The organism is Pelagerythrobacter marinus (assembly GCF_009827515.1).
GTDB classification, from domain to species: Bacteria; Pseudomonadota; Alphaproteobacteria; order Sphingomonadales; family Sphingomonadaceae; genus Pelagerythrobacter; species Pelagerythrobacter marinus.
Window position 1 is genome coordinate 46,509 of sequence record NZ_WTYO01000002.1, and the last position, 21,940, is coordinate 68,448.

At 69.4% G+C, this 21,940-nt stretch carries 22 protein-coding genes and 1 tRNA gene; 12 read left to right on the forward strand and 11 right to left on the reverse strand.

Features of this window, described 5'->3' with window-relative positions; translation table 11 throughout:
- The first annotated feature begins 4 nt into the window (after positions 1 to 4).
- Complete coding sequence (gene rimK / locus GRI72_RS04040) at positions 5 to 910, forward strand: 30S ribosomal protein S6--L-glutamate ligase (RefSeq protein WP_160732673.1); 906 nt, start codon at positions 5 to 7, stop codon at positions 908 to 910.
- 63 nt (positions 911 to 973) lie between these two features.
- Here rimK and GRI72_RS04045 read toward each other — a convergent pair whose 3' ends face one another.
- The 4 genes from GRI72_RS04045 to rpsF all read right to left on the reverse strand — a co-directional run bounded on the left by GRI72_RS04045 (position 974) and on the right by rpsF (position 3,784).
- A complete protein-coding gene (locus GRI72_RS04045) occupies positions 974 to 2,413 on the reverse strand; it encodes an AMP nucleosidase (protein WP_160732674.1) in 1,440 nt (479 codons plus the stop codon).
- A gap of 126 nt (positions 2,414 to 2,539) precedes the next feature.
- Positions 2,540 to 3,181, reverse strand: a complete 642-nt coding sequence (gene rplI, locus GRI72_RS04050; RefSeq protein WP_160732675.1) for a 50S ribosomal protein L9 — start codon at positions 3,179 to 3,181, stop codon at positions 2,540 to 2,542.
- A 13-nt stretch (positions 3,182 to 3,194) separates the two neighbouring features.
- Positions 3,195 to 3,419, reverse strand: coding sequence for a 30S ribosomal protein S18 (rpsR, locus tag GRI72_RS04055; protein ID WP_160732676.1), 225 nt, complete (start codon positions 3,417 to 3,419; stop codon positions 3,195 to 3,197).
- The gene (rpsF, locus tag GRI72_RS04060) at positions 3,419 to 3,784 is read right to left on the reverse strand and encodes a 30S ribosomal protein S6 (protein WP_160732677.1); all 366 of its coding nucleotides are present in this window, start codon (positions 3,782 to 3,784) and stop codon (positions 3,419 to 3,421) included. Before rpsF ends, rpsR begins: the two co-directional genes overlap by 1 nt.
- 218 nt (positions 3,785 to 4,002) lie before the next feature.
- Here rpsF and GRI72_RS04065 point away from each other — a divergent pair, with 218 nt between their 5' ends.
- Positions 4,003 to 4,947 (forward strand): DUF808 domain-containing protein, encoded by a 945-nt coding sequence (locus GRI72_RS04065; RefSeq protein WP_160732678.1) that lies wholly within the window; start codon positions 4,003 to 4,005, stop codon positions 4,945 to 4,947.
- On the opposite strand, the gene GRI72_RS04070 is transcribed toward GRI72_RS04065, so the two are convergent.
- Entirely contained in the window at positions 4,944 to 6,368 is a 1,425-nt protein-coding gene (locus GRI72_RS04070) for a glutamate ligase domain-containing protein (RefSeq protein WP_160732679.1), read from the reverse strand. The genes GRI72_RS04065 and GRI72_RS04070 overlap by 4 nt on opposite strands.
- Positions 6,369 to 6,520: 152 nt before the next feature.
- Between GRI72_RS04070 and secG the strand changes: the two genes are divergently transcribed.
- A complete protein-coding gene (gene secG, locus GRI72_RS04075) occupies positions 6,521 to 6,898 on the forward strand; it encodes a preprotein translocase subunit SecG (protein ID WP_202388930.1) in 378 nt (125 codons plus the stop codon).
- Positions 6,899 to 6,989: 91 nt separating this feature from the next.
- Positions 6,990 to 8,624 (forward strand): CTP synthase, encoded by a 1,635-nt coding sequence (locus GRI72_RS04080; protein WP_160732680.1) that lies wholly within the window; start codon positions 6,990 to 6,992, stop codon positions 8,622 to 8,624.
- A gap of 478 nt (positions 8,625 to 9,102) precedes the next feature.
- On the opposite strand, the gene GRI72_RS04085 is transcribed toward GRI72_RS04080, so the two are convergent.
- Positions 9,103 to 9,600: an Hsp20 family protein gene (locus tag GRI72_RS04085; RefSeq protein ID WP_160732681.1), complete on the reverse strand. Its 498-nt coding sequence runs from the start codon at positions 9,598 to 9,600 to the stop codon at positions 9,103 to 9,105.
- A gap of 168 nt (positions 9,601 to 9,768) precedes the next feature.
- Here GRI72_RS04085 and grxC point away from each other — a divergent pair, with 168 nt between their 5' ends.
- The 4 genes from grxC (at position 9,769) to GRI72_RS04105 (ending at position 11,477) form a co-directional block, all read left to right on the forward strand.
- Entirely contained in the window at positions 9,769 to 10,032 is a 264-nt protein-coding gene (grxC, locus tag GRI72_RS04090) for a glutaredoxin 3 (protein WP_160732682.1), read from the forward strand.
- A complete protein-coding gene (locus GRI72_RS04095; protein WP_160732683.1) occupies positions 10,029 to 10,889 on the forward strand; it encodes a carbon-nitrogen hydrolase family protein in 861 nt (286 codons plus the stop codon). Before grxC ends, GRI72_RS04095 begins: the two co-directional genes overlap by 4 nt.
- Before the next feature lie 9 nt (positions 10,890 to 10,898).
- A complete protein-coding gene (locus tag GRI72_RS04100) occupies positions 10,899 to 11,360 on the forward strand; it encodes a DUF1178 family protein (protein ID WP_160732684.1) in 462 nt (153 codons plus the stop codon).
- A 40-nt stretch (positions 11,361 to 11,400) separates the two neighbouring features.
- Positions 11,401 to 11,477, forward strand: a tRNA-Arg gene (locus tag GRI72_RS04105).
- A gap of 15 nt (positions 11,478 to 11,492) precedes the next feature.
- Here the strand turns inward: GRI72_RS04105 and GRI72_RS04110 are convergent.
- On the reverse strand, positions 11,493 to 12,467 hold the full coding sequence (locus tag GRI72_RS04110; RefSeq protein WP_160732685.1) for an SDR family NAD(P)-dependent oxidoreductase: 975 nt from the start codon (positions 12,465 to 12,467) through the stop codon (positions 11,493 to 11,495).
- An 83-nt stretch (positions 12,468 to 12,550) separates the two neighbouring features.
- Here GRI72_RS04110 and GRI72_RS04115 point away from each other — a divergent pair, with 83 nt between their 5' ends.
- Positions 12,551 to 13,513: an AraC family transcriptional regulator gene (locus GRI72_RS04115; RefSeq protein ID WP_160732686.1), complete on the forward strand. Its 963-nt coding sequence runs from the start codon at positions 12,551 to 12,553 to the stop codon at positions 13,511 to 13,513.
- 9 nt (positions 13,514 to 13,522) lie between these two features.
- Here GRI72_RS04115 and GRI72_RS04120 read toward each other — a convergent pair whose 3' ends face one another.
- Both GRI72_RS04120 and GRI72_RS04125 read right to left on the reverse strand, forming a co-directional pair.
- On the reverse strand, positions 13,523 to 14,050 hold the full coding sequence (locus GRI72_RS04120) for a histidine phosphatase family protein (protein ID WP_160732687.1): 528 nt from the start codon (positions 14,048 to 14,050) through the stop codon (positions 13,523 to 13,525).
- The gene (locus GRI72_RS04125; RefSeq protein ID WP_160732688.1) at positions 14,047 to 16,797 is read right to left on the reverse strand and encodes an ATP-dependent DNA helicase; all 2,751 of its coding nucleotides are present in this window, start codon (positions 16,795 to 16,797) and stop codon (positions 14,047 to 14,049) included. Before GRI72_RS04125 ends, GRI72_RS04120 begins: the two co-directional genes overlap by 4 nt.
- A gap of 198 nt (positions 16,798 to 16,995) precedes the next feature.
- Between GRI72_RS04125 and GRI72_RS04130 the strand changes: the two genes are divergently transcribed.
- Positions 16,996 to 17,700: a hypothetical protein gene (locus tag GRI72_RS04130; RefSeq protein ID WP_160732689.1), complete on the forward strand. Its 705-nt coding sequence runs from the start codon at positions 16,996 to 16,998 to the stop codon at positions 17,698 to 17,700.
- 126 nt (positions 17,701 to 17,826) lie between these two features.
- Complete coding sequence (locus tag GRI72_RS04135; protein ID WP_160732690.1) at positions 17,827 to 19,470, forward strand: lysine--tRNA ligase; 1,644 nt, start codon at positions 17,827 to 17,829, stop codon at positions 19,468 to 19,470.
- 12 nt (positions 19,471 to 19,482) lie between these two features.
- Here the strand turns inward: GRI72_RS04135 and GRI72_RS04140 are convergent, their stop codons facing one another.
- The gene (locus tag GRI72_RS04140) at positions 19,483 to 20,151 is read right to left on the reverse strand and encodes a prolyl hydroxylase family protein (protein ID WP_160732691.1); all 669 of its coding nucleotides are present in this window, start codon (positions 20,149 to 20,151) and stop codon (positions 19,483 to 19,485) included.
- A gap of 86 nt (positions 20,152 to 20,237) precedes the next feature.
- Between GRI72_RS04140 and GRI72_RS04145 the strand changes: the two genes are divergently transcribed.
- Complete coding sequence (locus GRI72_RS04145) at positions 20,238 to 20,795, forward strand: cytochrome b (RefSeq protein WP_337191127.1); 558 nt, start codon at positions 20,238 to 20,240, stop codon at positions 20,793 to 20,795.
- A 103-nt stretch (positions 20,796 to 20,898) separates the two neighbouring features.
- Here GRI72_RS04145 and GRI72_RS04150 read toward each other — a convergent pair whose 3' ends face one another.
- Positions 20,899 to 21,735, reverse strand: a complete 837-nt coding sequence (locus GRI72_RS04150; RefSeq protein WP_160732692.1) for an RcnB family protein — start codon at positions 21,733 to 21,735, stop codon at positions 20,899 to 20,901.
- Positions 21,736 to 21,940 lie beyond the last annotated feature (205 nt).

Genomic DNA, 21,940 nt, shown 5'->3' on the forward strand with positions numbered 1-21,940 from the left:
AGCCATGAAAATCGCCATGCTCGCGCGCAATGCGGAACTCTATTCGCACCGGCGACTGGTCGAGGCGGCGGAGGAGCGGGGGCACACGCTCGACATTCTCAACACCTTGCGCTGTACCGTCCATATCGCCAGCCACCGGCCGACCGTCAGCTACAACGGCGAAACGGTGAGCGGATATGACGCGGTGATCCCGCGCATCGGCGCATCGATCACCAATTACGGCCTGGCGATCCTGCGCCAGTTCGAGATGGCCGGGGTCTGGCCGCTGAACGAAAGCGTCGCGATCGGGCGCAGCCGCGACAAGCTGCGTTCGATGCAGATCCTTGCCAAGCATGGCCTCGGCCTGCCGCTGACCGCCTTCGCCCACGATCCGAAGCAGACCGGGGAAGTGATCCGGTCGGTCAAGGGGCCGCCGGTGGTGATCAAGCTGCTGGAGGGGACGCAGGGGATCGGCGTCGTCCTGGCCGAGACGGAAGCGAGCGCGAAGTCGGTGATCGAGGCGTTCCGCGGGGCCAACGTCAACATCCTGGTGCAGGAATTCATCAAGGAAGCCGGCGGCACCGATATCCGCGCGCTGGTGCTCGGGGGCAAGGTGGTCGCCGCGATGCAGCGCACCGGCGCCCCCGACGATTTCCGGTCCAACCTCCACCGGGGTGGCAGTGCGAAGCTGATCAAGATCACGCCCGAAGAACGCTCGACCGCGGTGCGCGCCGCGCGCAAGATGGGCCTCAACGTCTGCGGCGTGGACATGTTGCGCAGCGATCACGGCCCGGTGATCATGGAAGTCAATTCCTCGCCCGGTCTCGAGGGGATCGAGGCCGCGACGGGCAAGGACATCGCCGGCATGATCATCGATTTCGTCGCCGCCAATGCCAAGGCCTGGAAAACCAGGACGAAGGGGAAGGGGTGAGGGAACCTCTCTCCGTCGCCCGGGCCTGATCCGGCGGCGACGGCAAGGCCGGCATCCAGCGCCTTACCGGAACGGCGGTTCGTTGAACGCCCTCAGCTTGCGCGAGTGCAGGCGGTTGCCTTCCTCGCGCAGGAGGCGGCAGGTCGTGACGCCGATCTGCATGTGGGCGGCGATGGCTTCTTCGTAGAACTTGTTCGCCTGGCCGGGCAGCTTGATCTCGCCGTGGAGCGGCTTGTCCGACACGCACAGGAGCGTGCCGTAGGGGACGCGGAAGCGATAGCCCTGGGCGGCGATGGTGGCGCTTTCCATGTCGATCCCGACCGCGCGGCTGAGCGAGAGGCGGCGGGCCGACTGGGTATAGCGCAGTTCCCAGTTGCGATCGTCGGTCGTCACCACGGTGCCGGTGCGCATTCGCCGCTTGAGGTTGGCCCCGTGCGTTCCGCTGACGTCCTCCGCCGCCTTGGCGAGCGCCTGCTGGACTTCGGCGATCGCGGGCAGCGGGATCTCGGGCGGCAGGACGGGGTCGAGCACGTGGTCGTCGCGCAAGTAGGCATGGGCGAGCACGTAGTCGCCGATCTTCTGGCTCGGCCGCAGGCCGCCGCAGTGTCCGATCATCAGCCACGCCTCGGGCCGCAGCACGGCCAGGTGGTCGCAGATCGTCTTGGCGTTCGACGGGCCGACGCCGATGTTGACCAGGGTGATCCCGCCGCGGTTCTTGCCGATCAGGTGATAGGCGGGCATCTGGTGCCGGCGCCATGCGGTGTCCGACAGCTCGGCCCGGGCATTCTCGCGCGGGGTGTCGATATAGAGCCCGCCGGCCCCGGCGAGCGCGGTGCAGTCGTCGTTGCCCAGCTGCGCGCCGGCCCAGTCCACGAACTCGTCGACGTAGCGGTGATAGTTGGTGAAGAGGATGAAGCGCTGGAAATGCGCCGGGTCGGTGCCGGTATAGTGCGCGAGGCGCGCGAGGCTGAAATCGGTCCGCAGCCCGTCGAACAGCGACAGGGGGAACGGATCGCCCGGCGCGCCCAGCTCGTAGCCGTCGGCGATCTCGTCGCCGATGTCGGCCAGCTCGGTCGCGGGGAAATGCCGCGCCAGCTCGTTGGGGCTGATGCCGGCCAGCTCGGCCCCGGCATCGCCGTCGAGCACGTAGGGAAAGGGGATTTCCTGGCGCGAGGCGCCGACTTCGCAATCGACGTCGTAATCGCTGGCGATCAGGCGCAGCTGTTCGGCCAGGTAGTCGGCGAAAAGCCGGGGCCGGGTGACGGTCGTGGCATAGATCCCCGGGGCGTTGAGCCGGCCGTAGGCGCGGCTGCTGTCGGCCGGGCGGGCCCCGCCACGGAAGCGCAGGCGAATCTCGGGGTAGGCATAGCTGCCGTCGCTGCGCTTTTCGGGCTTGGGCAGGGTGCCCTCGCGCGCGAAGGCGACGATATCGGCGCGGAGCCGTTCGACCGACTCGTCGTAGAGCCGGATCAGGTCTTCGATGATCTTTTCGGGTGATTCCATCGGGGGCAGATAGCGCCGCCCGCGTGACAATTCAAAGTCCGCCGGCCAGCCGCATGAAAAAAGGCGCGACCCTGTGAAGGGCCGCGCCTTTTTCGATTGTTCCGGGCTTGCGCCGGGCGCGGGAGATCAGCTTTCGCCGGTCTCTTCCTCGGCCGCGGCTTCGCCTTCGCCGGCATCCTGTTCGAGCATGTCGGCCGGGATCTCGCCCGGTTCGAGCGTCGGATCGACGGCATTGGCCTGGGCCATTTCCTCGATTTCCTTCTGCTCGTCTTCGAACATCTGCGCGATCACGTCGATGCCCTGGCTCTGCAGTTCGGCCTCGTCCTCCGAGCGGGCCACGTTGGCCTTGACGGTGACGTGAACTTCCGGATGCAGCGTGATCGTGACATCGTGCATGCCGATGGTCTTGATCGGGTGGCCCATGACGACCTGGCGCTTGTCGATCTCGTGGCCCTTGTCGGCCAGGCCGGTCACGATATCGCGCACGTTGACCGACCCGTAGAGCTGGCCGGCATTGGACGAGGCACGGATCAGGACGATCTCGACGCCGTCGATCTTTTCGCCCTGCTTCTCGGCCTCGCCACGACGTTCCGCGTTTTCCTTCTCCAGGCGTTCACGGTTCGCTTCGAAGACCTTGCGGTTCGCGTCGTTGGCGCGCAGCGCCTTCTTCTGCGGCAGGAGGAAGTTGCGGGCGTAGCCGTCCTTGACGGTCACGACATCGCCGATGTTGCCCAGGTTGCCGATGCGTTCGAGGAGGATGATGTCCATGTCTATTCTCCTCTCACTTCACGACGTAGGGCAGCAGGCCGATGTGCCGCGCGCGCTTGATCGCCTTGGCGAGTTCGCGCTGCTTCTTGGCACTGACGGCGGTGATGCGGCTGGGCACGATCTTGCCCCGTTCGGACATGAAACCCTGGAGCAGGCGCACGTCCTTGTAATCGATCTTCGGCGCGTTCTTGCCCGCGAACGGGCAGGACTTGCGGCGGCGGAAAAACGGACGGGCCATCAGTCGCGCTCCTCGCGGTCGGCGCGACGCTTGCGGTCGCGGTCGCTCTTGCGCATCATCACGCTGGGGCCGCTCTCGTGCTCTTCGACGCGCACGGTCATGTAGCGGATGACGTCTTCGTTGATACGGGTCTGGCGCTCCAGTTCCTCGACAACGGAGCCGGGGCCCTCGATGTTGAGCAGCACGAAGTGCGCCTTGCGGTTGCGGTCGATCTTGTACGCGAGGCTCTTGAGGCCCCAGGTCTCGGTCTTGGTGACCTTGCCGTCGTTCTTCTCGACGATTTCGGTGGCGGTTGCCGCCAGCGCGTCGACCTGGCTCTGGCTCAGGTCCTGCCGCGCGAGAAAGACATGCTCGTAGAGAGCCATGCTTCGCTTCCTTCACTCTGCAATGCCGATCGCTGGCTGATCCGCGGGATTGCGGGGCCCCTCCGGCTTTCTTCTTTCCTGCCGGGCGACTGCGGTCGCCGGGCGGCAGGAAGGCGCGCACATAGCGGCCTGGGCGCGGAATGCAAGGCCAAGGTTGGGCTTGTGCCGGCCGGTGGCTCGCGGCAGGGCAGGGGAAAGCTTGCGAAACAGGAGGTTCGATGCCCGGCGGACTGGTGGCCCTGCTCGATGACGTTTCCGTGATTGCCCGCACGGCGGCCGCCTCGATCGACGATGTCGGCGTGGCGGCGAGCCGCGCGGGCACGAAGGCGGCCGGGGTCGTGATCGACGACGCGGCGGTCACGCCTTCCTATGTCACCGGGCTTTCGCCCGCGCGCGAGTTGCCGATCATCTGGAAGATCACCAAGGGCAGCTTCAGGAACAAGCTGCTGATCCTGCTGCCCGGCGCCCTGCTGCTCAGCGAGTTCCTGCCGGCGGCGATCATCTTCGTCCTCATGCTCGGCGGGGCCTATCTCAGCTACGAAGGGGCGGAGAAAGTCCTGGAGAAGCTGGGCGGCGCGAAGCACGGGAAGACGCTGGACGATCCGATCGAGGACCCGGCCGCGTTCGAGAAGAAGCGCGTGTCGGGCGCGATCCGCACCGATCTGATCCTGTCGGCGGAGATCATGGCGATCACGCTCAACGAAGTCGCGGTCGAGACATTCCTCACCCGCGCGGCGGTCCTCGCGCTGGTCGGCGCGGTCATAACCGTGGTCGTCTACGGCTCGGTCGCGCTGATCGTGAAGATGGACGACGTCGGCCTGCACCTGGCGGGTCGCGAATCGACGCTCTCGCGCCGGGTCGGCCGGTTCCTCCTGGCCGCGATGCCGAAACTGCTCGTCGCGCTCTCGCTGATCGGGACGGTCGCGATGCTCTGGGTCGGGGGCGGGATCATCCTTCACGGGCTGCACGAACTGGGCCTGCACGCCCCGGCCGACTGGGCCCACGCGGTGCAGCACGCGGTCGAAGGGGCGACCGGCGCGCTATCGGGCATCCTGGGCTGGGCGACTTACGCGGCCCTGTCGGCCCTGTTCGGCCTCGTCCTCGGCGGCGCGATCGCCTTCGTTCTGCACAAGGTCCTGGGCCTGGGGGGCGAGGCGCACTAGAGGCGGGCGAGCAGGTCGCGCGCGAACGTTCCCAGCGTGTCGTCGCGCGCGCCCATGATCACCACCCGGTCGCCCGGGCGCGCGATCGACACGATCCGGTCGCCGCAGGCCTTGCGCGAGGGGATATATTCGGCCTCTCCCCCGGCTTCCTCGATCAGGCGCACGATCCGCTCGCTGCCCTGGCTGCGATCGACCGTGCCGCCGAAATAGACCGGATCGCACAGGATCGTCCGGTCTTCGGCGGCAAGCTCGCGCGCGAAAGTTTCGGCCAGTTCGGCCCCCATCTGGCGCAAGGGGCCATAGCCGTGGGGCTGGAAGAAGGCGATCACCCGCCCTTCGTGCGCCTTCAGCGTCCGCAGGGTGGCGGCGCATTTTTCGGGGTTGTGCCCGAAGTCGTCGATCACGGTGATGCCGCTGGCGGAAATGCCGACCATGTCGAACCGGCGCGCGAGACCGCGGAAATCCGCCAGCGCGGCAACCGCGGCGGCCACCGGCACGCCGGCGGCCGCGGCGGCGGCAATCGCCGCCAGCGCATTCGACAGGTTGTGCCGGCCCGGCATGTTCAGCGTCAGCGCGTGTTCGCTGCCGTCGTGGCGATCGACGACCAGCGCGGCCTGGCGGATCGGCCCTTCGGCGACCGAACCGGGCACGACCCCGATCTGCGCCTTTTCCTGCGCGATCCCGAACGTGATCACCTCGTTCGCGCGCGGCAGGAGGGCCAGGGCCTCCTCGTCGTCGGCATTGATCACCGCGATCCGGCTGCGGCCGAGGAAGTCGCCGAACAGCTGGCGCAGTTCGTCCATTTCCTTGTGGTCGAGGCTGACGTTTAGCAGCGCGCCGATCGCCGGGCGATAGAGCGCGATCGACCCGTCGCTCTCGTCCACTTCGCTGACATAGATGCTCTTCCCGCCGACGAGCGCGCTCGCATTGGGCCGTTCGTCGGATACGAAGTTCTTCATCACCGCGCCGTTCATCACCGTGGGATCGCGGCCCACGGCGTGCATGATCCATCCCAGCATCCCGGTCACGGTGGACTTCCCGCTCGTCCCCGCCACGGCCAGCCCGGCGCCGGCGGTGTTGAACAGGATCGAGTTGAGCTGCGCGCGGCTCATCCGAAGGCAGCCCAGTTCGTTGGCCCGGACGATCTCGGGCACGCTGTCCTCGACCGCGGCCGAGGCGACCAGGATCTGCCGGTCGGAGACGATGCCGCTGCCGTCCTGCGGGTGCAGCGCGAATCCCTGGCTTTCGAGGGCCGCGAACTTGGCCGGCGTGCGCCCCTGGTCGCGGCTGCGGTCGCTGCCGGCGACTTCGGCCCCGCGCCCCTTCACGATTTGGGCCAGCGGCAACATGCCCGATCCGCCGATCCCGCAGAAAAAGAACGGGCGGGCGAAAAGCTCTTCGGTCGTGGGGATTTCATGCATCGCGCGGGTTGGTATTCAGTTGTCGGGGCCGATACAAGCGCGCTCGACCGCGCGGGCCAATCGGCGGCTTGCCCCGCCGCGTCACAATCCCTAGATGCCGGGCGCAGACAGTGCCGCGCGCCCCGCGCCGGCGAACCGATCGAGATTGATAGATGTCCCTGTTCCTTTTCCTCTTCGTGCTCCAGGCGATTGTCGCCGCCGCCCTGGTCGGCGTGGTCCTGATGCAGCGGTCCGAAGGCGGCGGCCTCGGCATCGGCGGCAGCCCGACCGGGCTGATGAGCGCGAGGGGCGCGGCCGATTTCCTGTCGCGCGCGACCAAGTGGCTGGCGATCCTGTTCGTCGCCCTGTCGATCGCGCTGGCGGCGATCGCCGCCGAATCGGGCGGGCAGGACAGCATTACCTCGACCCTGGATCGCTCGCTCCCGGCCGATCCGCTGGGCCAGGCCGCGGGCGGCACGGCTCAGCCGACGGCACCGGCGGCCGATCCGGCGCCCGGTGCCGACGATCCGCTCGCCGGCGCGAGCGAATAACCCCGCAATCGCAGGAAATGTGGATTGCGGGCCATGGCCCGCCGCATTCCGCTTGCCCCGACTCCACTCGCACGCTTAAGGCCCGACTCCCATGGCGCGGTACATTTTCATCACCGGCGGCGTGGTTTCATCGCTCGGCAAAGGTCTCATGGCGGCCAGCCTCGGCGCGCTCCTCCAGGCGCGCGGCTACAAGGTCCGCATTCGCAAGTTCGACCCCTATCTGAACGTCGATCCGGGGACGATGAGCCCCTATCAGCACGGCGAAGTCTACGTCACCGACGACGGGGCGGAGACCGACCTCGATCTGGGGCATTACGAACGCTTCACCGGCGTTTCCGCGCGCCAGAGCGACAACGTCACCTCGGGCCGGATCTACCAGCAGATCATCGCGCGCGAACGGCGCGGCGACTACCTGGGCGCGACGGTCCAGGTGATCCCCCACGTCACCGACGCAATCAAGGAATTCGCGCTGGCCGACCAGGGCGATCACGATTTCATCCTGTGCGAGATCGGCGGCACGGTCGGCGACATCGAATCACTGCCGTTCATGGAGGCGATCCGCCAGCTCAGGAACGAGCTGGAACCGGACCAGACGCTCAGCGTCCATGTCACGCTGGTCCCCTATATCGCGGCGGCCGGCGAGTTGAAGACCAAGCCGACGCAGCATTCGGTCCGCGAACTCGCCAGCCTGGGGATCAAGCCCGACGTGCTGCTGTGCCGCTGTGAACACCCGCTGCCCGACAGCGAGCGGCGCAAGATCGCGCAGTTCTGCAACGTGCGGCAGGAATCGGTTATCCCCGCGCTCGACGCGTCGTCGATCTACGCGGTGCCGCTGCAATACCATGCCGAGGGGCTGGACGGCGAGGTCCTGCGCGGTTTCGGCATTACCGACGCGCCGCAGCCCGATCTCGCCGCCTGGCACGATATCGTCGACCGCTACGAAAACCCCGAGGGCGAGGTGACGATCGGCGTCGTGGGCAAGTACGTCGGCCTGCCCGATGCCTACAAGTCGCTGAACGAGGCGCTCGTCCACGGCGGCCTGGCCAACCGGGCCAAGGTCAATATCCGCTGGATCGACGCCGAAGTCTTCGAAGAGGACGACGCAGAGATCGCCGCCCGGCTGGAGCCGCTGCACGGCATCCTCGTGCCCGGCGGGTTCGGCGAGCGCGGGTCGGAAGGGAAGATCGCCAGCGTCCGCTTCGCCCGCGAACGCAAGGTGCCGTTCTTCGGGATCTGCCTGGGGATGCAGATGGCCTGCATCGAGGGCGCGCGCAGCGGCGGGCATCACGCGGCCTCCTCGACCGAGTTCGGCGAAACGGCCGAGCCGGTCGTCGGCATCATCACCGAGTGGATGAGCGAGGAGGGCCTGCAGAAGCGCGAAGTGGGCGGCGACCTCGGCGGAACGATGCGCCTCGGCGCCTACGAGGCGCGCCTGACAGAGGGCAGCCGCGTCTCGCAGATCTACGGCGGGGCGACCGATATTTCGGAGCGTCATCGCCACCGCTACGAGGTGAACTCCGCTTATCGCGAGCCGCTGGAGAAGGGCGGGCTGATCTTCTCGGGCATGTCGCCCGACGGGCTGTTGCCCGAGATCGTCGAGCGGGCCGACCACCCCTGGTTCGTCGGCGTCCAGTTCCACCCGGAGCTGAAATCCAAGCCGTTCGATCCCCATCCGCTGTTCGCCGGGTTCGTCGCCGCCGCGCTCGACCAGTCGCGCCTCGTCTGACCGAAAGCACCGGGGAACGCCCCCGGCCAGCGCGTAAAGCCCGGTCGGCACGGCCACGTGGGACGCGCAATATCCCGTGCGATACTGGCACAGCGGGTTAACAAAGGTTGCGTGCGCGCTTTACTTTTGGCGCGATTGGCGCAAGGTGCAGGGGCAGGGCCTCGGGCCCGAATGCACGGCAATTCGCACGCCGGACGCGTGCGACCTGGCTTGCCACGAACTTGATCGTCTTCTGCGACCCGGACGATCCAGTCACCGGGCAGGGCGGCGCTTGCGTCGCGGGGGCAGGCTTTCGGGCCTGCCCCCAACGGTCCGCCCCGCTGCCCATTGCACAAGTATATCGCCCGTGAAGGCAGGCGCCGCACAGAGGCCCGCGCGCCGCGTCACGGGCCCGATGACCTGGGCGGGCACGCCTTCCTTGCGGAATCGAAGCGAAAAAGGGGGGAGCGCACCCCGCCGGGGCAGGGTGCGCCTTCGGTCAGGCCGCGTCGGCGGCCTTTTCCGGCTCGTCGCCGTCGCCATCCTTGTCGTCGCGGACGACTTCGAGCGTCTTCTGCCCGTTCACGGCGATCTTCTTGGGCTTCATCGCCTCGGGCACTTCGCGGACGAGGTCGATCGCCAGGAGGCCGTCTTCGAGGCGGGCATTTTCCACCCGGACGAAATCGGCCAGTTCGAACCGGCGTTCGAAGCCGCGATTGGCAATGCCGAGATGGAGCATTTCGGCATCGTCTTCGCCCTCTTCACGCTTCCGACCCTGGATCACGAGCAGGTTCTGCTGGGCGGTGATGTCCAGGTCGCCGGGGCGGAAACCCGCGACGGCGAGCGTGATGCGGTAATTGTCTTCGCCGCGCCGCTCGATGTTGAACGGCGGGTAGTTGTCGCCCGAATTGCTGCGGGCCTGCCGTTCGAGCAGGTCGAACAGGCGATCGAACCCGACGGTCGAGCGGCGATAGGGGCTGAAATCGAAACGGTTCATCGAAACAAATCCTCCTTGGAGCAATTTGACACTGTGTGGGGCCCGGCTATCCGGCACCCCGTTCGATTGGAGGGCACGTCCATTGCGGCACGCGCCTCCACTTGCCAGATAGGATGCGCTGCGACCCGTTCAAGGGCCTTAGCAGCGGGGAAGAATCGAGGATATTCAATGGCTACGCCCAAAGTCGACATCTATACCAAGTTCGGTTGCGGCTACTGCTACCGTGCCAAGCGCCTGCTCGACGACAAGGGCGTGGATTATACCGAGTACGATATCACGATGGGCGGCCCCGACCGCGAAGAGATGGCCCGTCGCGCCCCGGCCGCCCGCACCGTGCCGCAGATCTTTATCGGCGAGGTTCACGTCGGCGGCTCGGACGAGCTTCATGCGCTCGAACGCGAAGGCAAGCTCGACGACCTGCTCGCCGGATGACGCGGATTGCGCTGTTCCAGATGACCGCGGGAATCGATCCCGCGCAGAACGCCGCGGCGATCGTGGATGCCGTGCGCCAGGCCGGGGGGGAAGGGGCCGAAATGCTCTTCACGCCCGAGATGTCCGGCCTTCTCGACCGCGATCGCAAGCGTGCCGCCGCGGCAATCGCGCGCGAGGACCAAGACCGGGTGCTGGCCGCCGTGCGCGAGGAAGCTGCCGCGCAGGGGATCTGGGTCGCGCTCGGCTCGCTCGCCGTCGCGCTCGACCCCGCGGCGGAAGGGGCGGGGGCGGGCGCAGTCCGTGGCGCCGAGGCGCCCCGCTGGGCCAATCGCAGTTACCTCGTCGGTCCCGACGGCGCCATCGCCGCCCGTTACGACAAGATTCACATGTTCGACGTCGATCTCGCGAGCGGGGAAAGCTGGCGCGAATCGAACGCCTACCGCCCCGGCGACCGGGTGGTGACCGCCACCACGCCGCTGGGCCGGCTGGGGCTGGCGGTCTGTTACGACTTGCGCTTTCCCGCGCTGTTCGACGCGCTGGGCCGCGCCGGGTGCGACGCGATCGCGATCCCCGCGGCTTTCACCGTCCCCACCGGCCGGGCGCACTGGCACGTGCTCCAGCGTGCCCGCGCGATCGAGGCCAGCGCTTTCGTCGTGGCCGCGGCCCAGGTCGGCCGCCACGCCGACGGCCGCCGGACCTATGGCCACAGCCTGGTCGTCGACCCCTGGGGCGAAGTCCTGCTCGACATGGGCGGGGAGGAGGCCGGGCTCGGCTTCGCGGAGATCGATCCGGCGCGGATCGCGGAGGCCCGTCGCCAGGTGCCCAGCCTTGCCAACCGCCGCGAAATCCTTGAGTAGCGCGCCGCGATGATCGTTTTCGACCTTTCCTGCATCGAGGGCCACCGGTTCGAAGGGTGGTTCGGTTCCTCGGACGACTTTGCCGATCAGCAGGCGCGCGGCCTCGTCGCCTGCCCGCAATGCGGATCGGACAAGGTGGCGAAGGCCCCGATGGCGCCCGCGGTTCCGGCCAAGGGCAACCAGCGCGAAGAGCGGCCCGCGCCCCGCCGGCAGGTGACGAACGGCGAGATCCCGCCCGAAGTCCGCAAGGCGATGAAGGCGCTGGCCCGCGCCCAGGCGAAGGCGCTGGAGAACAGCAAGTGGGTGGGCGACAGTTTCGCCGAGCAATCGCGCGCCATGCATTACGGCGAGAAGGACCTGGAGGCGATCCACGGCAAGGCCACGTTGAAGGAAGCGCAGGAACTGCTCGACGAGGGAATCTCGGTCGCCCCGTTGCCGTTCCCGGTGGCCGAGCCGGACGAACTCAACTGATTGCCAGCCAGCGCCCCGTCCCCTAAACGGCGTGCCGCGTGCGCCCGTAGCTCAGTCGGATAGAGCATCGGATTCCTAATCCGGGGGCCACAGGTTCGAATCCTGTCGGGCGCACCACCGCCATCCTGCCGTTCAGCCCGACTGTCCCGGGCCGATCCCGGTCATTTCCGCCGAGAGATCCCACAGGCGCCGGGCGGCCGCTTCGTCGGTGGCGTAAGGCTTCACTCCCTCCAGGGTCGCTTCCGCCGTGTCGTTCCGCCGCGCGACATCGCAGTCCTCGCAATAGAGACCGCCGAGGCCGGCGAGCAGGGGCGACGTCGCGGCCCAGACCTGCGTTGCCGCCCCCTGCGCGGGGCTCTTGAACGTCGGGTCGGCGGGGTTGCCGTCGCGGTCGATCCAGCCCGCCGCGACCATCTCGTCGCGGCCGACATGGCGCAGGAGCGGGGTGAAGATCTTGCCCGGGTGGACCGAGAAGGCGCGGATTCCCCGCTCGCGGCCGAGCCGGTCGAGATGAACCGCGAACAGGGCATTGGCGGTCTTGGACTGGGCGTAGGCCAGCCACTTGTCGTAGCCGGCTTCGAAATGCAGGTCGTCCCACCGCGCGGGTGAGTAGTGATGGCCGGCCGAAGACACCGAGACCACCCGTGCCCCATCGGCAAGCAGGGGCCAGACCAGGTTCGTCAGCGCGAAGTGGCCGAGGTGGTTGATCGCGAAGTGCGCGTCCCATCCCGGGCCCAGCCGGGTTTCGGGGCAGGCCATCACGCCGGCATTGTTGACCAGGATGTCGATTGCCGCGCCGTTCTTCCCGCCTGCCCCGGCATAGTGGCTCGCGAAACGGCGTACGCTGGCCAGGTCGGCCAGATCGAGCCTTGCCACCGTCACCCTGGCGAGGCCGCGGGTCGCGGATCGCGCGGCGGCCGTGTCGCGCGCGGCGACGATCACGTCGGCGCCAGCTTCGGCCAGCGCCCGGGTCGTCTCCAGCCCCAGGCCGGAATGGCCCCCGGTCACGACCGCTCTTTGGCCGCCGAGGTCGATGCCGGCGAGGACATCGCCCGCGGTCGAACGGGCGCCGAAGCCGCTGCCCAGTGGATGCTGCCTGTCTGTCATGGGGATTCTCCGGTCAGTCGGTGCGCCGCCGCGGCTCGGCCGACACGCGGTGGCGAAGATGGCGCTCGGCACACGGACGATCCATGCGCTATGGTCCGCGACTCTTTCGCGAGCATTCGGAACACCCCCTGGACCCTCTATCGGATATCCTTTCCCTGCTGCGGCCGCGGACGGCGGTCAGCGCCGGCCTGCGCGCGGGCGGGGACTGGGCGATCCGGTTCCCGGGGCATGAAGGGGTGAAGTTCAACGCCGTTATCCACGGGGCCTGCTGGGTATCGGTGGACGGCGCCGAACCGCGGCGGATCGCGGCCGGGGATTGCTTCCTGCTGACGCGCGGGAGGCCGTTCCGCATGGCGACGGACCTCTCGCTGCCCGAGGTCGAATCGGCCCGGATCTACGACCGCGCCAGCGACGGCATCGCCACCTTCCAGGGCGGGCAGGACTTCTTCCTCGTCGGCGGGCGCTTCGCTTTCGACGGCGATCACGCCGGCCTGCTGTTCGGCGAACTTCCGGCGATCGTCCATGTCAGCCGGGCGAGCGACCAGGCGGCCGTGCTGCGCTGGTCGCTGGCCCAGCTGGCCACCGAACTGGCCGAGGGCGCGCCCGGCAGCAGGCTGATGGGCGATCACCTGGCGCAGATCATGCTGCTCCAGGTCTTGCGCTTGTGGCTGTCCGGGGGGCGGGGATCGGGCTGGCTCGCGGCCCTTGCCGACCCGCGCCTCGGCCGCGCGCTGCGCGCCATCCACGGCGAGCCGGCGCGGCGCTGGACCCTGGCCGATCTGGCCGCGGCCGCCGGCATGTCGCGGACCAGTTTTGCAGAGCGGTTTCGCCGCGTCGTCGGCCGCACGCCGTTCGATTACCTCGCTCGCTGGCGGATGCAGCTTGCCGCGGACCGCTTGCGGCGCAGCGGGGATAGCGTGGCGACGATCGGCTACGCGGCAGGCTATGCTTCCGAAGGGGCCTTCAGCGCGGCCTTCCGCCGCACGATGGGCTGTACGCCGAGCGCCTATCGCCGCGGCGCGCAGCCGGAGCAGTCCTGCGGCTGAGTGGCCGGGTCAGTCCTCCGGGCCCAGCGCCGGGTCGAGATCGCGCGGGCGGATGAAGTGGACCAGCCGGCCGCAATCGGCCTTCAGGTCGGCCCAGTCGTCGATATCGAGTTCGAGCACGGCGAAGGCAGCCGTCGGATACTTCACGGCCGCCTCGTCGAACAGGCGGTCTTCGGCGGAAGGGGGGACGAGCGCGAACAGCGTTTCCTGCAGGCCCGGGTTGTGTCCGGTGACGAGGACCCGGTCCGCATCGCCCGCCTTTTCCCGCACGACGTCGAGGATCGTGTCGCCGCCGGCGAGGTAGAGGCGCTGGTCGAATGCAGGCTCGATCGCGGGCAGCGCGGCTTCCAGCGTGCGGCGGACGCGTTCCGCCGGGCTGGCGATCAGCGCGTCCCACTCCGGCCAGCGCGCGCCGATATGGCGGCCGATCAGCCGCGCGCCCTTGCGGCCGCGTTCGTTGAGCCCGCGGTCGAAATCGCGTTTGCCCACGTCGTCCCAGTCCGACTTGGCATGGCGCAACAATCCCAGGATTTTCACGACGGCTGGCGGTCCTCTGCTTGGCTGTCTGCCCCGGCCCCTGAAACACCCGCGGCCACGCGTTGTAAAGCTTCCGCCAGCGTCAGCCTGATGACAGGCGTGCCGGCGGGGAAGGCGGAGAGCAGCCGACTGGGGAAGGCGGGCGAGAGGACGACGAAGTGGCCGCTGTCGTCGCGCGAGCGAATCAGGCGGCCGAAGGCCTGGGCCAGCCGCGCCCTGATGATCCGGTCGTCGTAGGCGGAGCCGCCGTGGGCCGCGCGGCGCGCGCGGTGCAGGATGTCGGGGCGGGGCCAGGGCACCTGTTCCATCACCACGCAGCGCAGCGAGCGCCCGGGCACGTCCACCCCGTCGCGCAGGGCGTCGGTCCCCAGCAGGCTGGCGGCGGGATCGTCGCGGAAGATGTCCACCAGCGTGCCGGTGTCGATCGGGTCCACGTGCTGGGCATAGAGCGGCAGGCCCGCCCGGGCGAGGCGGTCGGCGATTCGTCCGTGCACCGCGCGCAGGCGGCGAACCGCGGTGAACAGGCCAAGGACGCCGCCGCCCGCGGCCTCTATCAGCCGGGCATAGGCCCCGGCGAGGCCCGGCATGTCCCCGCGCCGCACGTCGGTGACGATCAGGACTTCGGCCCGCGCGGCATAGTCGAACGGGCTTTCCGCGTGGCTGCGCATCGGCTCGATCTCGATATGGCGCGCGCCCGAGCGTTCGATCGCGCTTTCCCAGTCCTCGCCGTCGCGCAAGGTCGCGCTGGTCAGCATGACGCCGTGCGCAGGCTCCAGCACGACGCGGGCGAAAGGCTTCATCGGGTCGAGCCAGCGGCGGTGGATGCCGACGTCGAACTCGCGCGCGCCCGCATCGTTCGGGCTGCGATCGACCGCGAGCCAGTCCACGAACTCGGGATCGGCGGGCCCGCCCAGCCGGTCGAGCAGCGCCTCCCATGCCAGGACCAGGTCGATCCGCCAGGCGAGCGAGTGCCGCGCGCCCTCGATCCGGGCGCGGCCCTGGCCGTCCAGCCAGTTGGGCGGGTCCTCGACGATCGCCTCCAGCCGCGCGCCCAGGCGGGCGAGGGGGTGGCGGATCGCGGCGAGGGCGGCGCGCGCATCCTGCGCGGCCTCGATCACGTTGCCCGGCAGCCCGGCGGCCTCGGTCTCGATGCCATAGCCGGCTTCCTGCCCGCCGCTTTCGTCGCGGGCATAGACGCAGCCGCGCACCGCGGCGAGAAGCCGCTCGAGCGCGCCCAGCGGCTCGCCCTCCTGCAGCCGTTGCAGCCAGCCGTCGGCGGGCAGCGCGCGGGCCGCCTCCAGCGCGGCCTCGATCGCCTCGCCCCCGGCCTCGTCGTAGCTGGCGACATCGGCCAGCCGCGCGGCCAGCCCGCGCCGGCGGCCGCGATTCTTGCGTTCCGGCCCGACGATCCAGCGGCGCAGCTCGATCGTTTCCTGCCCGGTCAGGGCGGCAGCAAAGGTGCTGTCCGCCGCATCGAAGACATGGTGCCCCTCGTCGAACACGATCCGCGTTGGGCGCTGTCCCTGGTCGCGCCCGCTGCCGAACCCGGCGCGCGCGGCGTTGATCATCACCAGGGCATGGTTGGCAATCACGAGGTCGGCCCGGGCCGAGGCGCGCGCCGCGCGCTCGATGAAGCATTTCCGGTAGTGCGGGCAGCCGGCATAGACGCATTCGCCTCGCTGGTCGGTGAGCGCGGCGATGCCCCGCTTGCGGAACAGCGTGCCCAGCCAGCCGGGCAGGTCGCCGCCGATCATGTCGCCGTCCCGGCTATAGGCGGCCCAGCGAGCGACCAGGTGGGCCAGGATCGCGGCGCGCCCGGCGAACCCGCCTTGCAGCGCGTCCTCGAGGTTGAGCAGGCAGAGATAGTTCTCGCGCCCCTTGCGCACGACGACCGGTTGCGTTCCGTCCGCCCGGCGCTCGGGCCAGGCCCGTCGGCTCTCGCCGCGCAACTGGCGCTGGAGGTTCTTGGTGTAAGTCGAGACCCAGACCGTGCCGCCCGCCGCCGCGGCCCAGAGCGAGGCCGGGGCGAGATAGCCCAGCGTCTTGCCGATCCCGGTGCCGGCCTGCGCCAGCAGGACATGCGGCGCACCGCGCCCGGCGCGCGGGGCGAAGACCTTGCCCACGTCGCGCGCGTAGCTGTGCTGCCCCTCGCGCCGCTCGGCTCCGCTGCCGGTCAGGTGCGCCAGCTGGCCTTCGATCTCGGCTTCCTCGATCAGGACCTGGCCGGGCGCCGGGCGGTCGGGTGCCTCCTCCCATTCGGGCAGGCGGGAGAAGAGCCATTTCTCCGCCCGTTCGGGGCGCGCGACGTGGGCTGCCAGCACCTGCGCCCAGGGCCAGCGAAGCCGCACGAGCGATTGCAGCGACGACCAGGCCCCCTCGCGCTCGGCCCAGTCGTCGGCCCCGCACCGCGCGAGCAGGACACCGGCGGCGCGTTGCAGCAAGCCGGGCACGTCGTCGTCGGTTTCGGGCACCTCCAGGTCGAGCGCGTGGGCCAGGCCCTTGGGCGTCGGCACGCAGAAACGCGCGGGATGGACGAATGCGAACAGCTCCAGCAGGTCGAGCCCGGAGAGATCGGGATAGCCCAGCCGCGTCGCGACGAGCGGGGCATTGACGATCAGCACCGGCGTATCGGCCGCGGCCATGATCGCTTCCCCCTTGGAACAGCCGCGCGTGGGCCCCTCGGGCTCGCGCAGCCAGGTGCCGGCGTGGCTCGCGTGGAGCGCGGGAAGCGTCAGTTGCGGGGGCATGGCGCGACGATGCGACAGGGGGAACGGAATGTAAACATCGCAGGAGCGCCCGATCGCGGCCGGCGCGCGGGGCGGCGCTGCCACCGCACGGCCCGGCGCTGGCCCGGGCGCGAAACCCTTGAAAACCAAGGCCCGGTGCCCCGGCCCGCCCGATCGGGCCGGGAACGCCCGGCCTCGCTGGCGCGTTTATGCCGCGAGATGACCAGACCGGCCCCATACCTTCCGCAGGTCGCGCGTGCAGCGGCGCTGGCGGCCGCCGCCTTCGCCTCGCCCGCGCTGGCCCAGCCCGATGCACCGGCCGCGCAAGCCGACACGATCGTGCTGCAGATGCCGGTGGCCCCGCCGGCCGCTTCCGCCCCGGTGCCGGCAACGCCGCTGCCGCTCAACGCGGCCGAGGCGCAGCACCAGCCGTTCCTGCTCGAATTGCCCGCCCACGGCATCGACCCGGCCGCCCGGGCCTCGGCGGACCTCCCGGAGGCGAACGAAGGCGCGCGGGCCCGTGTCGCGGCATCGGAAGGGACGGACACCGCGGCCGGCCCCGCGATCGAACCCGGCCTCCGGGTCGCGGCGGCGCAGTCCGTGGGGCCCGCCGCCCCGGCGACGGGCGATACCGCGATCCTGCCCACGCCGGACAGCACCCCGCCGGCGGCCACCGCCTCGCCCGCTGCCACGCCGGTGGAGCCCGCGCAGAACGGCACGAGCTGGCTCGCGATCGTCGCGCTGGGTCTCGCCGGGCTGATCCCGCTGGCGCTGGGGCTCGCCGCTTTCGCCTGGTTCCGCCGCCGTGCGCGCCCCGTCGGGGCCTCGCTGGCGAGCACCGGGCCGATCGCCTCCCCCTCGCAGCCGCGCGACCCCGCGTCGCGGGCTGCCGGAACGACGCCGGAAGGGCCACACCGCGCCTGACCCGGGTTCCGACCAAGAGGGTCGCAGGGAAGGGGCGTTCCGACAGGGGCGTCCCTTCTCTCGCATCGGCCCGCGCGCCGCCTTCGCACTTGCAACAAGGGGCCGCTTGGGCAAGAGGCTGCCGCCATGACCGAACAGACCCTAATCGAAGCCGCCCGCGTGTCCAAGGCCTGGCCGTTCCAGGAGGCGCAGAAGCTGCTCAAGCGCTATCCCGACGGCAAGCCGGGCGGCGAGCCGGTGCTGTTCGAAACCGGTTATGGCCCCTCCGGCCTGCCGCATATCGGCACGTTCCAGGAAGTCCTGCGCACGACGCTGGTTCGCCGCGCCTACGAGGCGCTGATCGGCGCGCGGCCCGAAGACGGCAAGACGCGCCTCGTCGCCTTCAGCGACGACATGGACGGCTTGCGCAAGGTGCCCGACAACGTCCCCAACCGCGAGATGCTGGCCGGTCATATCGGCAAGCCGCTGTCGCGCATTCCCGACCCGTTCGGGGCCGGTTTTGCCAGCTTCGCGCACCATAACAACGCCAGGTTGCGCGAGTTTCTCGACCGCTTCGGCTTCGATTACGAGTTCGTCTCCGCCAGCCAGCGATACGACGACGGCGCTTTCGACGATGCGCTGCGCCAGGTGCTGCGCTGCAACCAGGCGATCCTCGACATCATGCTGCCGACCCTGCGCGAGGAACGCCGCCGGACCTATTCGCCGGTGCTTCCCGTCAGCCCCTCGACCGGCGCGGTGCTGCAGGTGCCGGTGGAGGTCGTCGATGCCGAGGCCGGGATCGTCCGCTTCGAGGACGAAGACGGCAAGACCGTGGAACAGTCCGCGCTGGGCGGGATGGCCAAGCTGCAGTGGAAGGTCGACTGGGCCATGCGCTGGTACGCGCTGGGAGTCGATTACGAGATGTATGGCAAGGACCTGACCGACAGCGGCATCCAGTCGGGCAAGATCGTCAAGGTGCTCGGCGGGCGCAAGCCCGAAGGCCTGATCTACGAGCTCTTCCTCGACGAGAAAGGGGAGAAGATCTCCAAGTCGAAGGGCAACGGCCTGACGATCGAGGAATGGCTGACCTACGGCAGCGAGGAGAGCCTCGGCTTCTATATCTTCCCCAATCCGAAGAGCGCCAAGCAGCTGCACGTCGGGGTGATCCCGCGCGCGGTGGACGATTACTGGCAGTTCCGTCAGCGCATTGCCGAACAATCGCTCGACAAGCAGCTCGGCAACCCGGCCTGGCATCTCCTGCGCGCGAACGGCGGGTTCGACGGGGCCGAGGCGCCCGGCGCGGGCGAGAGCCTGCCGGTCACTTATGGCCTCCTGCTGAACCTGGTCGGCGTGCTCGGCGCCGGGGCGACGCGCGAGCAGGTCTGGTCCTACCTCGGCAACTACATCGACGATCCCGACCCGGCGCGCCACCCGGAGCTCGACCGGCTGGTCGACGCGGCGCTCGCCTACAACCGCGATTTCATCGCCCCCACGCTGGAGCGGCGCGCGCCGACGGCGGAGGAAGCGGCGGCGCTGAAGACGCTGGATATGGCGCTGGAAATGGTCGCCGCCGATGCCCCGGCGGAGGAATTGCAGACGATCGTCTACGAGATCGGCAAGCAGGAAGAATTCGGGTTCGAGAGCCTGCGCGACTGGTTCCGCGCGCTCTACGAGACGCTCCTCGGGTCGAGCCAGGGGCCGCGGGTGGGCAGCTTCATCGCGCTTTACGGCATTGCCGACACGCGCAGGCTGATCGCCGAGGCGCTCGCCCGCGCCCGATCGCCTGCGTGATCCGCCGGGGCATCAGCCCCACTTGCGCGTGCGATACCACTTGGTGATGACGTATTTCACCCCGCGTTCGACCGGGGTGCCGGCGTGGAGCGTGTCCTCGTTCGGCGAGCCGTCGGGCAGGGCGTTGTTCCAGGTCAGCAGGACGCCGGGCTTGGGCGGGATCTTGATCCCGACTTCGGTGAAGTGCGTCTCGCCCCCGGCCTCGACCGCGTTGAGGAAGGCCATCGCGGTCCACGACCGCTGGCCGCCGCGCTTGCGCTCCGCCTTCCAGTATTCCTCGGTCGTGTAGAACCAGTCGTTGTGCGGCTTGAACTGCTGGCCCGGCATGTAGCGCTGGCCCTGGATCGCCTCGCCGATTTCGGCCTTCAGGCCCAGCGCGTCGTCGATCCGCCGCGATATCCCGGCGACGAAGGGGTCGCGCGGGTCGAGGTTGCCCGAATAGGACGTGCGGAACCCGGTCGCGTAGTCGGTGTCGTAGAGCGTGCTGGGCTGGGCCACGGCATCGATCATCATGATCAGCCGCTGGCACTCGGCCGGGCTGAGGAACTGGCCGAAAGCGTAGATCTCCGCCTTGTCGGTCGGCACCTTGTAGGCCTGCGGATCGGCTTCGAGCCGCTTGCGGACGGAGGCGCCGACGCGCTTGAGCGCGTCCTTGTCGGGAATCGTGGCGGTCTTGGTCATCGCACGCTTTCCTATCAGCGCCGGAGTGTGCTTCAAGGGGGCAGCCGGGGCGGCGGCCCCGCGCACGATATGGGAGGAGAGACGTCGTGAACGATACCCCCGCACATCGATATCCGAAAGTGGCCATGGCGCTGCACTGGCTCCTGGCGATCGGCGTGATCGCCCAGTGGCGGCTGGCCGTGGCGGGCGAGAACGCCGCGTCGGAGGCGGCCGGGCGCGAGATCATGGGCAACCATTTCTCGCTCGGCGTCGTCGTCCTGCTGCTCGCGCTCGCGCGGCTGGCTTGGCGGCTGGTCCAGCCCAATCCCCCGCTGGCGAGCCATCTCGCCGGCTGGGAACGCTGGCTGGCCAGGGCGACGCACACGCTGTTCTACGTCCTGCTGATCGCGATGCCGCTGGCCGGGTGGTACGCGATGTCGAAGTACGGCAACGGGGTCGATGTCTTCGGCGTCGTCTCGCTGCCGGCGCTGCCGGTCGCGTCGGACCCGGAAGGGGCGGGGCGGATCTTCGAACTGCACGCCGCGGCCGGGGTCGCGCTGCTGGTGGTGACCGCGATCCACGTCCTGGGCACGCTGAAGCACACGCTGGTCGATCGCGACGGCAACCTGTTCCGCATGTTGCCGTTCGGCCGGCCGAAGGCCTGATCGCCCATGCGAAAGCCCCCGCCAGTGCGATGGCGGGGGCCCGCAAAGGGCCGCCGGGCTGAGAGACCCCGGCGGCGGGGGAGGGCGCCGTCGGCGCCCCCGATCACCAGAAGAAGTCGTAGATCACGTCCACGACCTGGCCGGTGTGCACGTTCACCAGCAGCACGTCGTCGTAGTAGCGGACCCAGCGATAGGGGCCGTAGACCGGCGGCAGGCGATAGTGCCACGGATCGTTGATCCAGTAGCGGCTGCCGTAGAACATGCTGCCCAGCCGGATGCCGATGTTCACCCGGTTGTAGCGATAGTTGCGATAGGGCGCGTAGTAGCGGCCGGGGCGATAGAGATGCCGGTTGGCCGCGCGATAGCGATGCCAGTTGTACCGGTTGTTCTTGCGCCAGGCGCGGTTCCACGCGCGATGGTTGCGATAGTCGCGGCGATCTTCCCACCGGTCGCGGCGGTAGTCGCGCCGGTCGCGGCGATCCTCCCACCGGTCGCGGCGGTAGTCGCGCCGGTCTTCCCAGCGCTCGCGCCGGTTCTCGTTACGGTCACGCCGGTACTCGCGCCGCTCGCGATTGCGTTCACGCCGGTTTTCGCGCCGCTCCTGGTTGCGTTCGCGCCGGTTCTCGCGCCGTTCCTGGTTGCGCTCGCGCCGGTTCTCGCGCCGGTCGTCGGCGCGCGAGCGATCGCGGTTCCACGGGGCAACCGCGCGCGACGGGCTCGAGCGTTCGCGCGAACGTTCCTGGCGCACTTCGCGCCGGCGTTCGGAACGCTCGGACCGGGCGCGCGAACGGTCGCGGTTCCACGGCACGCGCGATTCGCGCTCCTGGGCGCGCTGCTGCGCGGATTCCGCGGCGTGGGTCTGGGCGGGAAGCGCGGTCAGCGCGAGCGCGCCGGCCAGGCCGGTCAGGGCGCTCCCCTTCAGGAATTGTCCGAATGTCATGTCTGCGGCTCTCCGTTTGGTCGAGAACGCCGCGCCCACCAACTCGCGGCCCCTCCATGTGCAATGGGCCGGGTATAGGCGCCCGCGAATGACCCCCGACTGAACCGGACGTTTAGGCTGCTGTTCATGTTCGGTCCGCGCCGCATGAACGCTGGCGCTCGGTTCGTCGCGCGCCAGCAACACATGGACCGCCTGTTACACTGTC

Bases quoted from the DNA above. Each gene is read 5' to 3' on its own strand.
- rimK (WP_160732673.1), top strand. From the start codon at position 5: ATGAAAATCGCCATGCTCGCGCGCAATGCGGAACTCTATTCGCACCGG.
- GRI72_RS04045 (WP_160732674.1), bottom strand. From the start codon at position 2,413: ATGGAATCACCCGAAAAGATCATCGAAGACCTGATCCGGCTCTACGAC.
- rplI (WP_160732675.1), bottom strand. From the start codon at position 3,181: ATGGACATCATCCTCCTCGAACGCATCGGCAACCTGGGCAACATCGGC.
- rpsR (WP_160732676.1), bottom strand. From the start codon at position 3,419: ATGGCCCGTCCGTTTTTCCGCCGCCGCAAGTCCTGCCCGTTCGCGGGC.
- rpsF (WP_160732677.1), bottom strand. From the start codon at position 3,784: ATGGCTCTCTACGAGCATGTCTTTCTCGCGCGGCAGGACCTGAGCCAG.
- GRI72_RS04065 (WP_160732678.1), top strand. From the start codon at position 4,003: ATGCCCGGCGGACTGGTGGCCCTGCTCGATGACGTTTCCGTGATTGCC.
- GRI72_RS04070 (WP_160732679.1), bottom strand. From the start codon at position 6,368: ATGCATGAAATCCCCACGACCGAAGAGCTTTTCGCCCGCCCGTTCTTT.
- secG (WP_202388930.1), top strand. From the start codon at position 6,521: ATGTCCCTGTTCCTTTTCCTCTTCGTGCTCCAGGCGATTGTCGCCGCC.
- GRI72_RS04080 (WP_160732680.1), top strand. From the start codon at position 6,990: ATGGCGCGGTACATTTTCATCACCGGCGGCGTGGTTTCATCGCTCGGC.
- GRI72_RS04085 (WP_160732681.1), bottom strand. From the start codon at position 9,600: ATGAACCGTTTCGATTTCAGCCCCTATCGCCGCTCGACCGTCGGGTTC.
- grxC (WP_160732682.1), top strand. From the start codon at position 9,769: ATGGCTACGCCCAAAGTCGACATCTATACCAAGTTCGGTTGCGGCTAC.
- GRI72_RS04095 (WP_160732683.1), top strand. From the start codon at position 10,029: ATGACGCGGATTGCGCTGTTCCAGATGACCGCGGGAATCGATCCCGCG.
- GRI72_RS04100 (WP_160732684.1), top strand. From the start codon at position 10,899: ATGATCGTTTTCGACCTTTCCTGCATCGAGGGCCACCGGTTCGAAGGG.
- GRI72_RS04110 (WP_160732685.1), bottom strand. From the start codon at position 12,467: ATGACAGACAGGCAGCATCCACTGGGCAGCGGCTTCGGCGCCCGTTCG.
- GRI72_RS04115 (WP_160732686.1), top strand. From the start codon at position 12,551: ATGCGCTATGGTCCGCGACTCTTTCGCGAGCATTCGGAACACCCCCTG.
- GRI72_RS04125 (WP_160732688.1), bottom strand. From the start codon at position 16,797: ATGCCCCCGCAACTGACGCTTCCCGCGCTCCACGCGAGCCACGCCGGC.
- GRI72_RS04130 (WP_160732689.1), top strand. From the start codon at position 16,996: ATGACCAGACCGGCCCCATACCTTCCGCAGGTCGCGCGTGCAGCGGCG.
- GRI72_RS04135 (WP_160732690.1), top strand. From the start codon at position 17,827: ATGACCGAACAGACCCTAATCGAAGCCGCCCGCGTGTCCAAGGCCTGG.
- GRI72_RS04140 (WP_160732691.1), bottom strand. From the start codon at position 20,151: ATGACCAAGACCGCCACGATTCCCGACAAGGACGCGCTCAAGCGCGTC.
- GRI72_RS04150 (WP_160732692.1), bottom strand. From the start codon at position 21,735: ATGACATTCGGACAATTCCTGAAGGGGAGCGCCCTGACCGGCCTGGCC.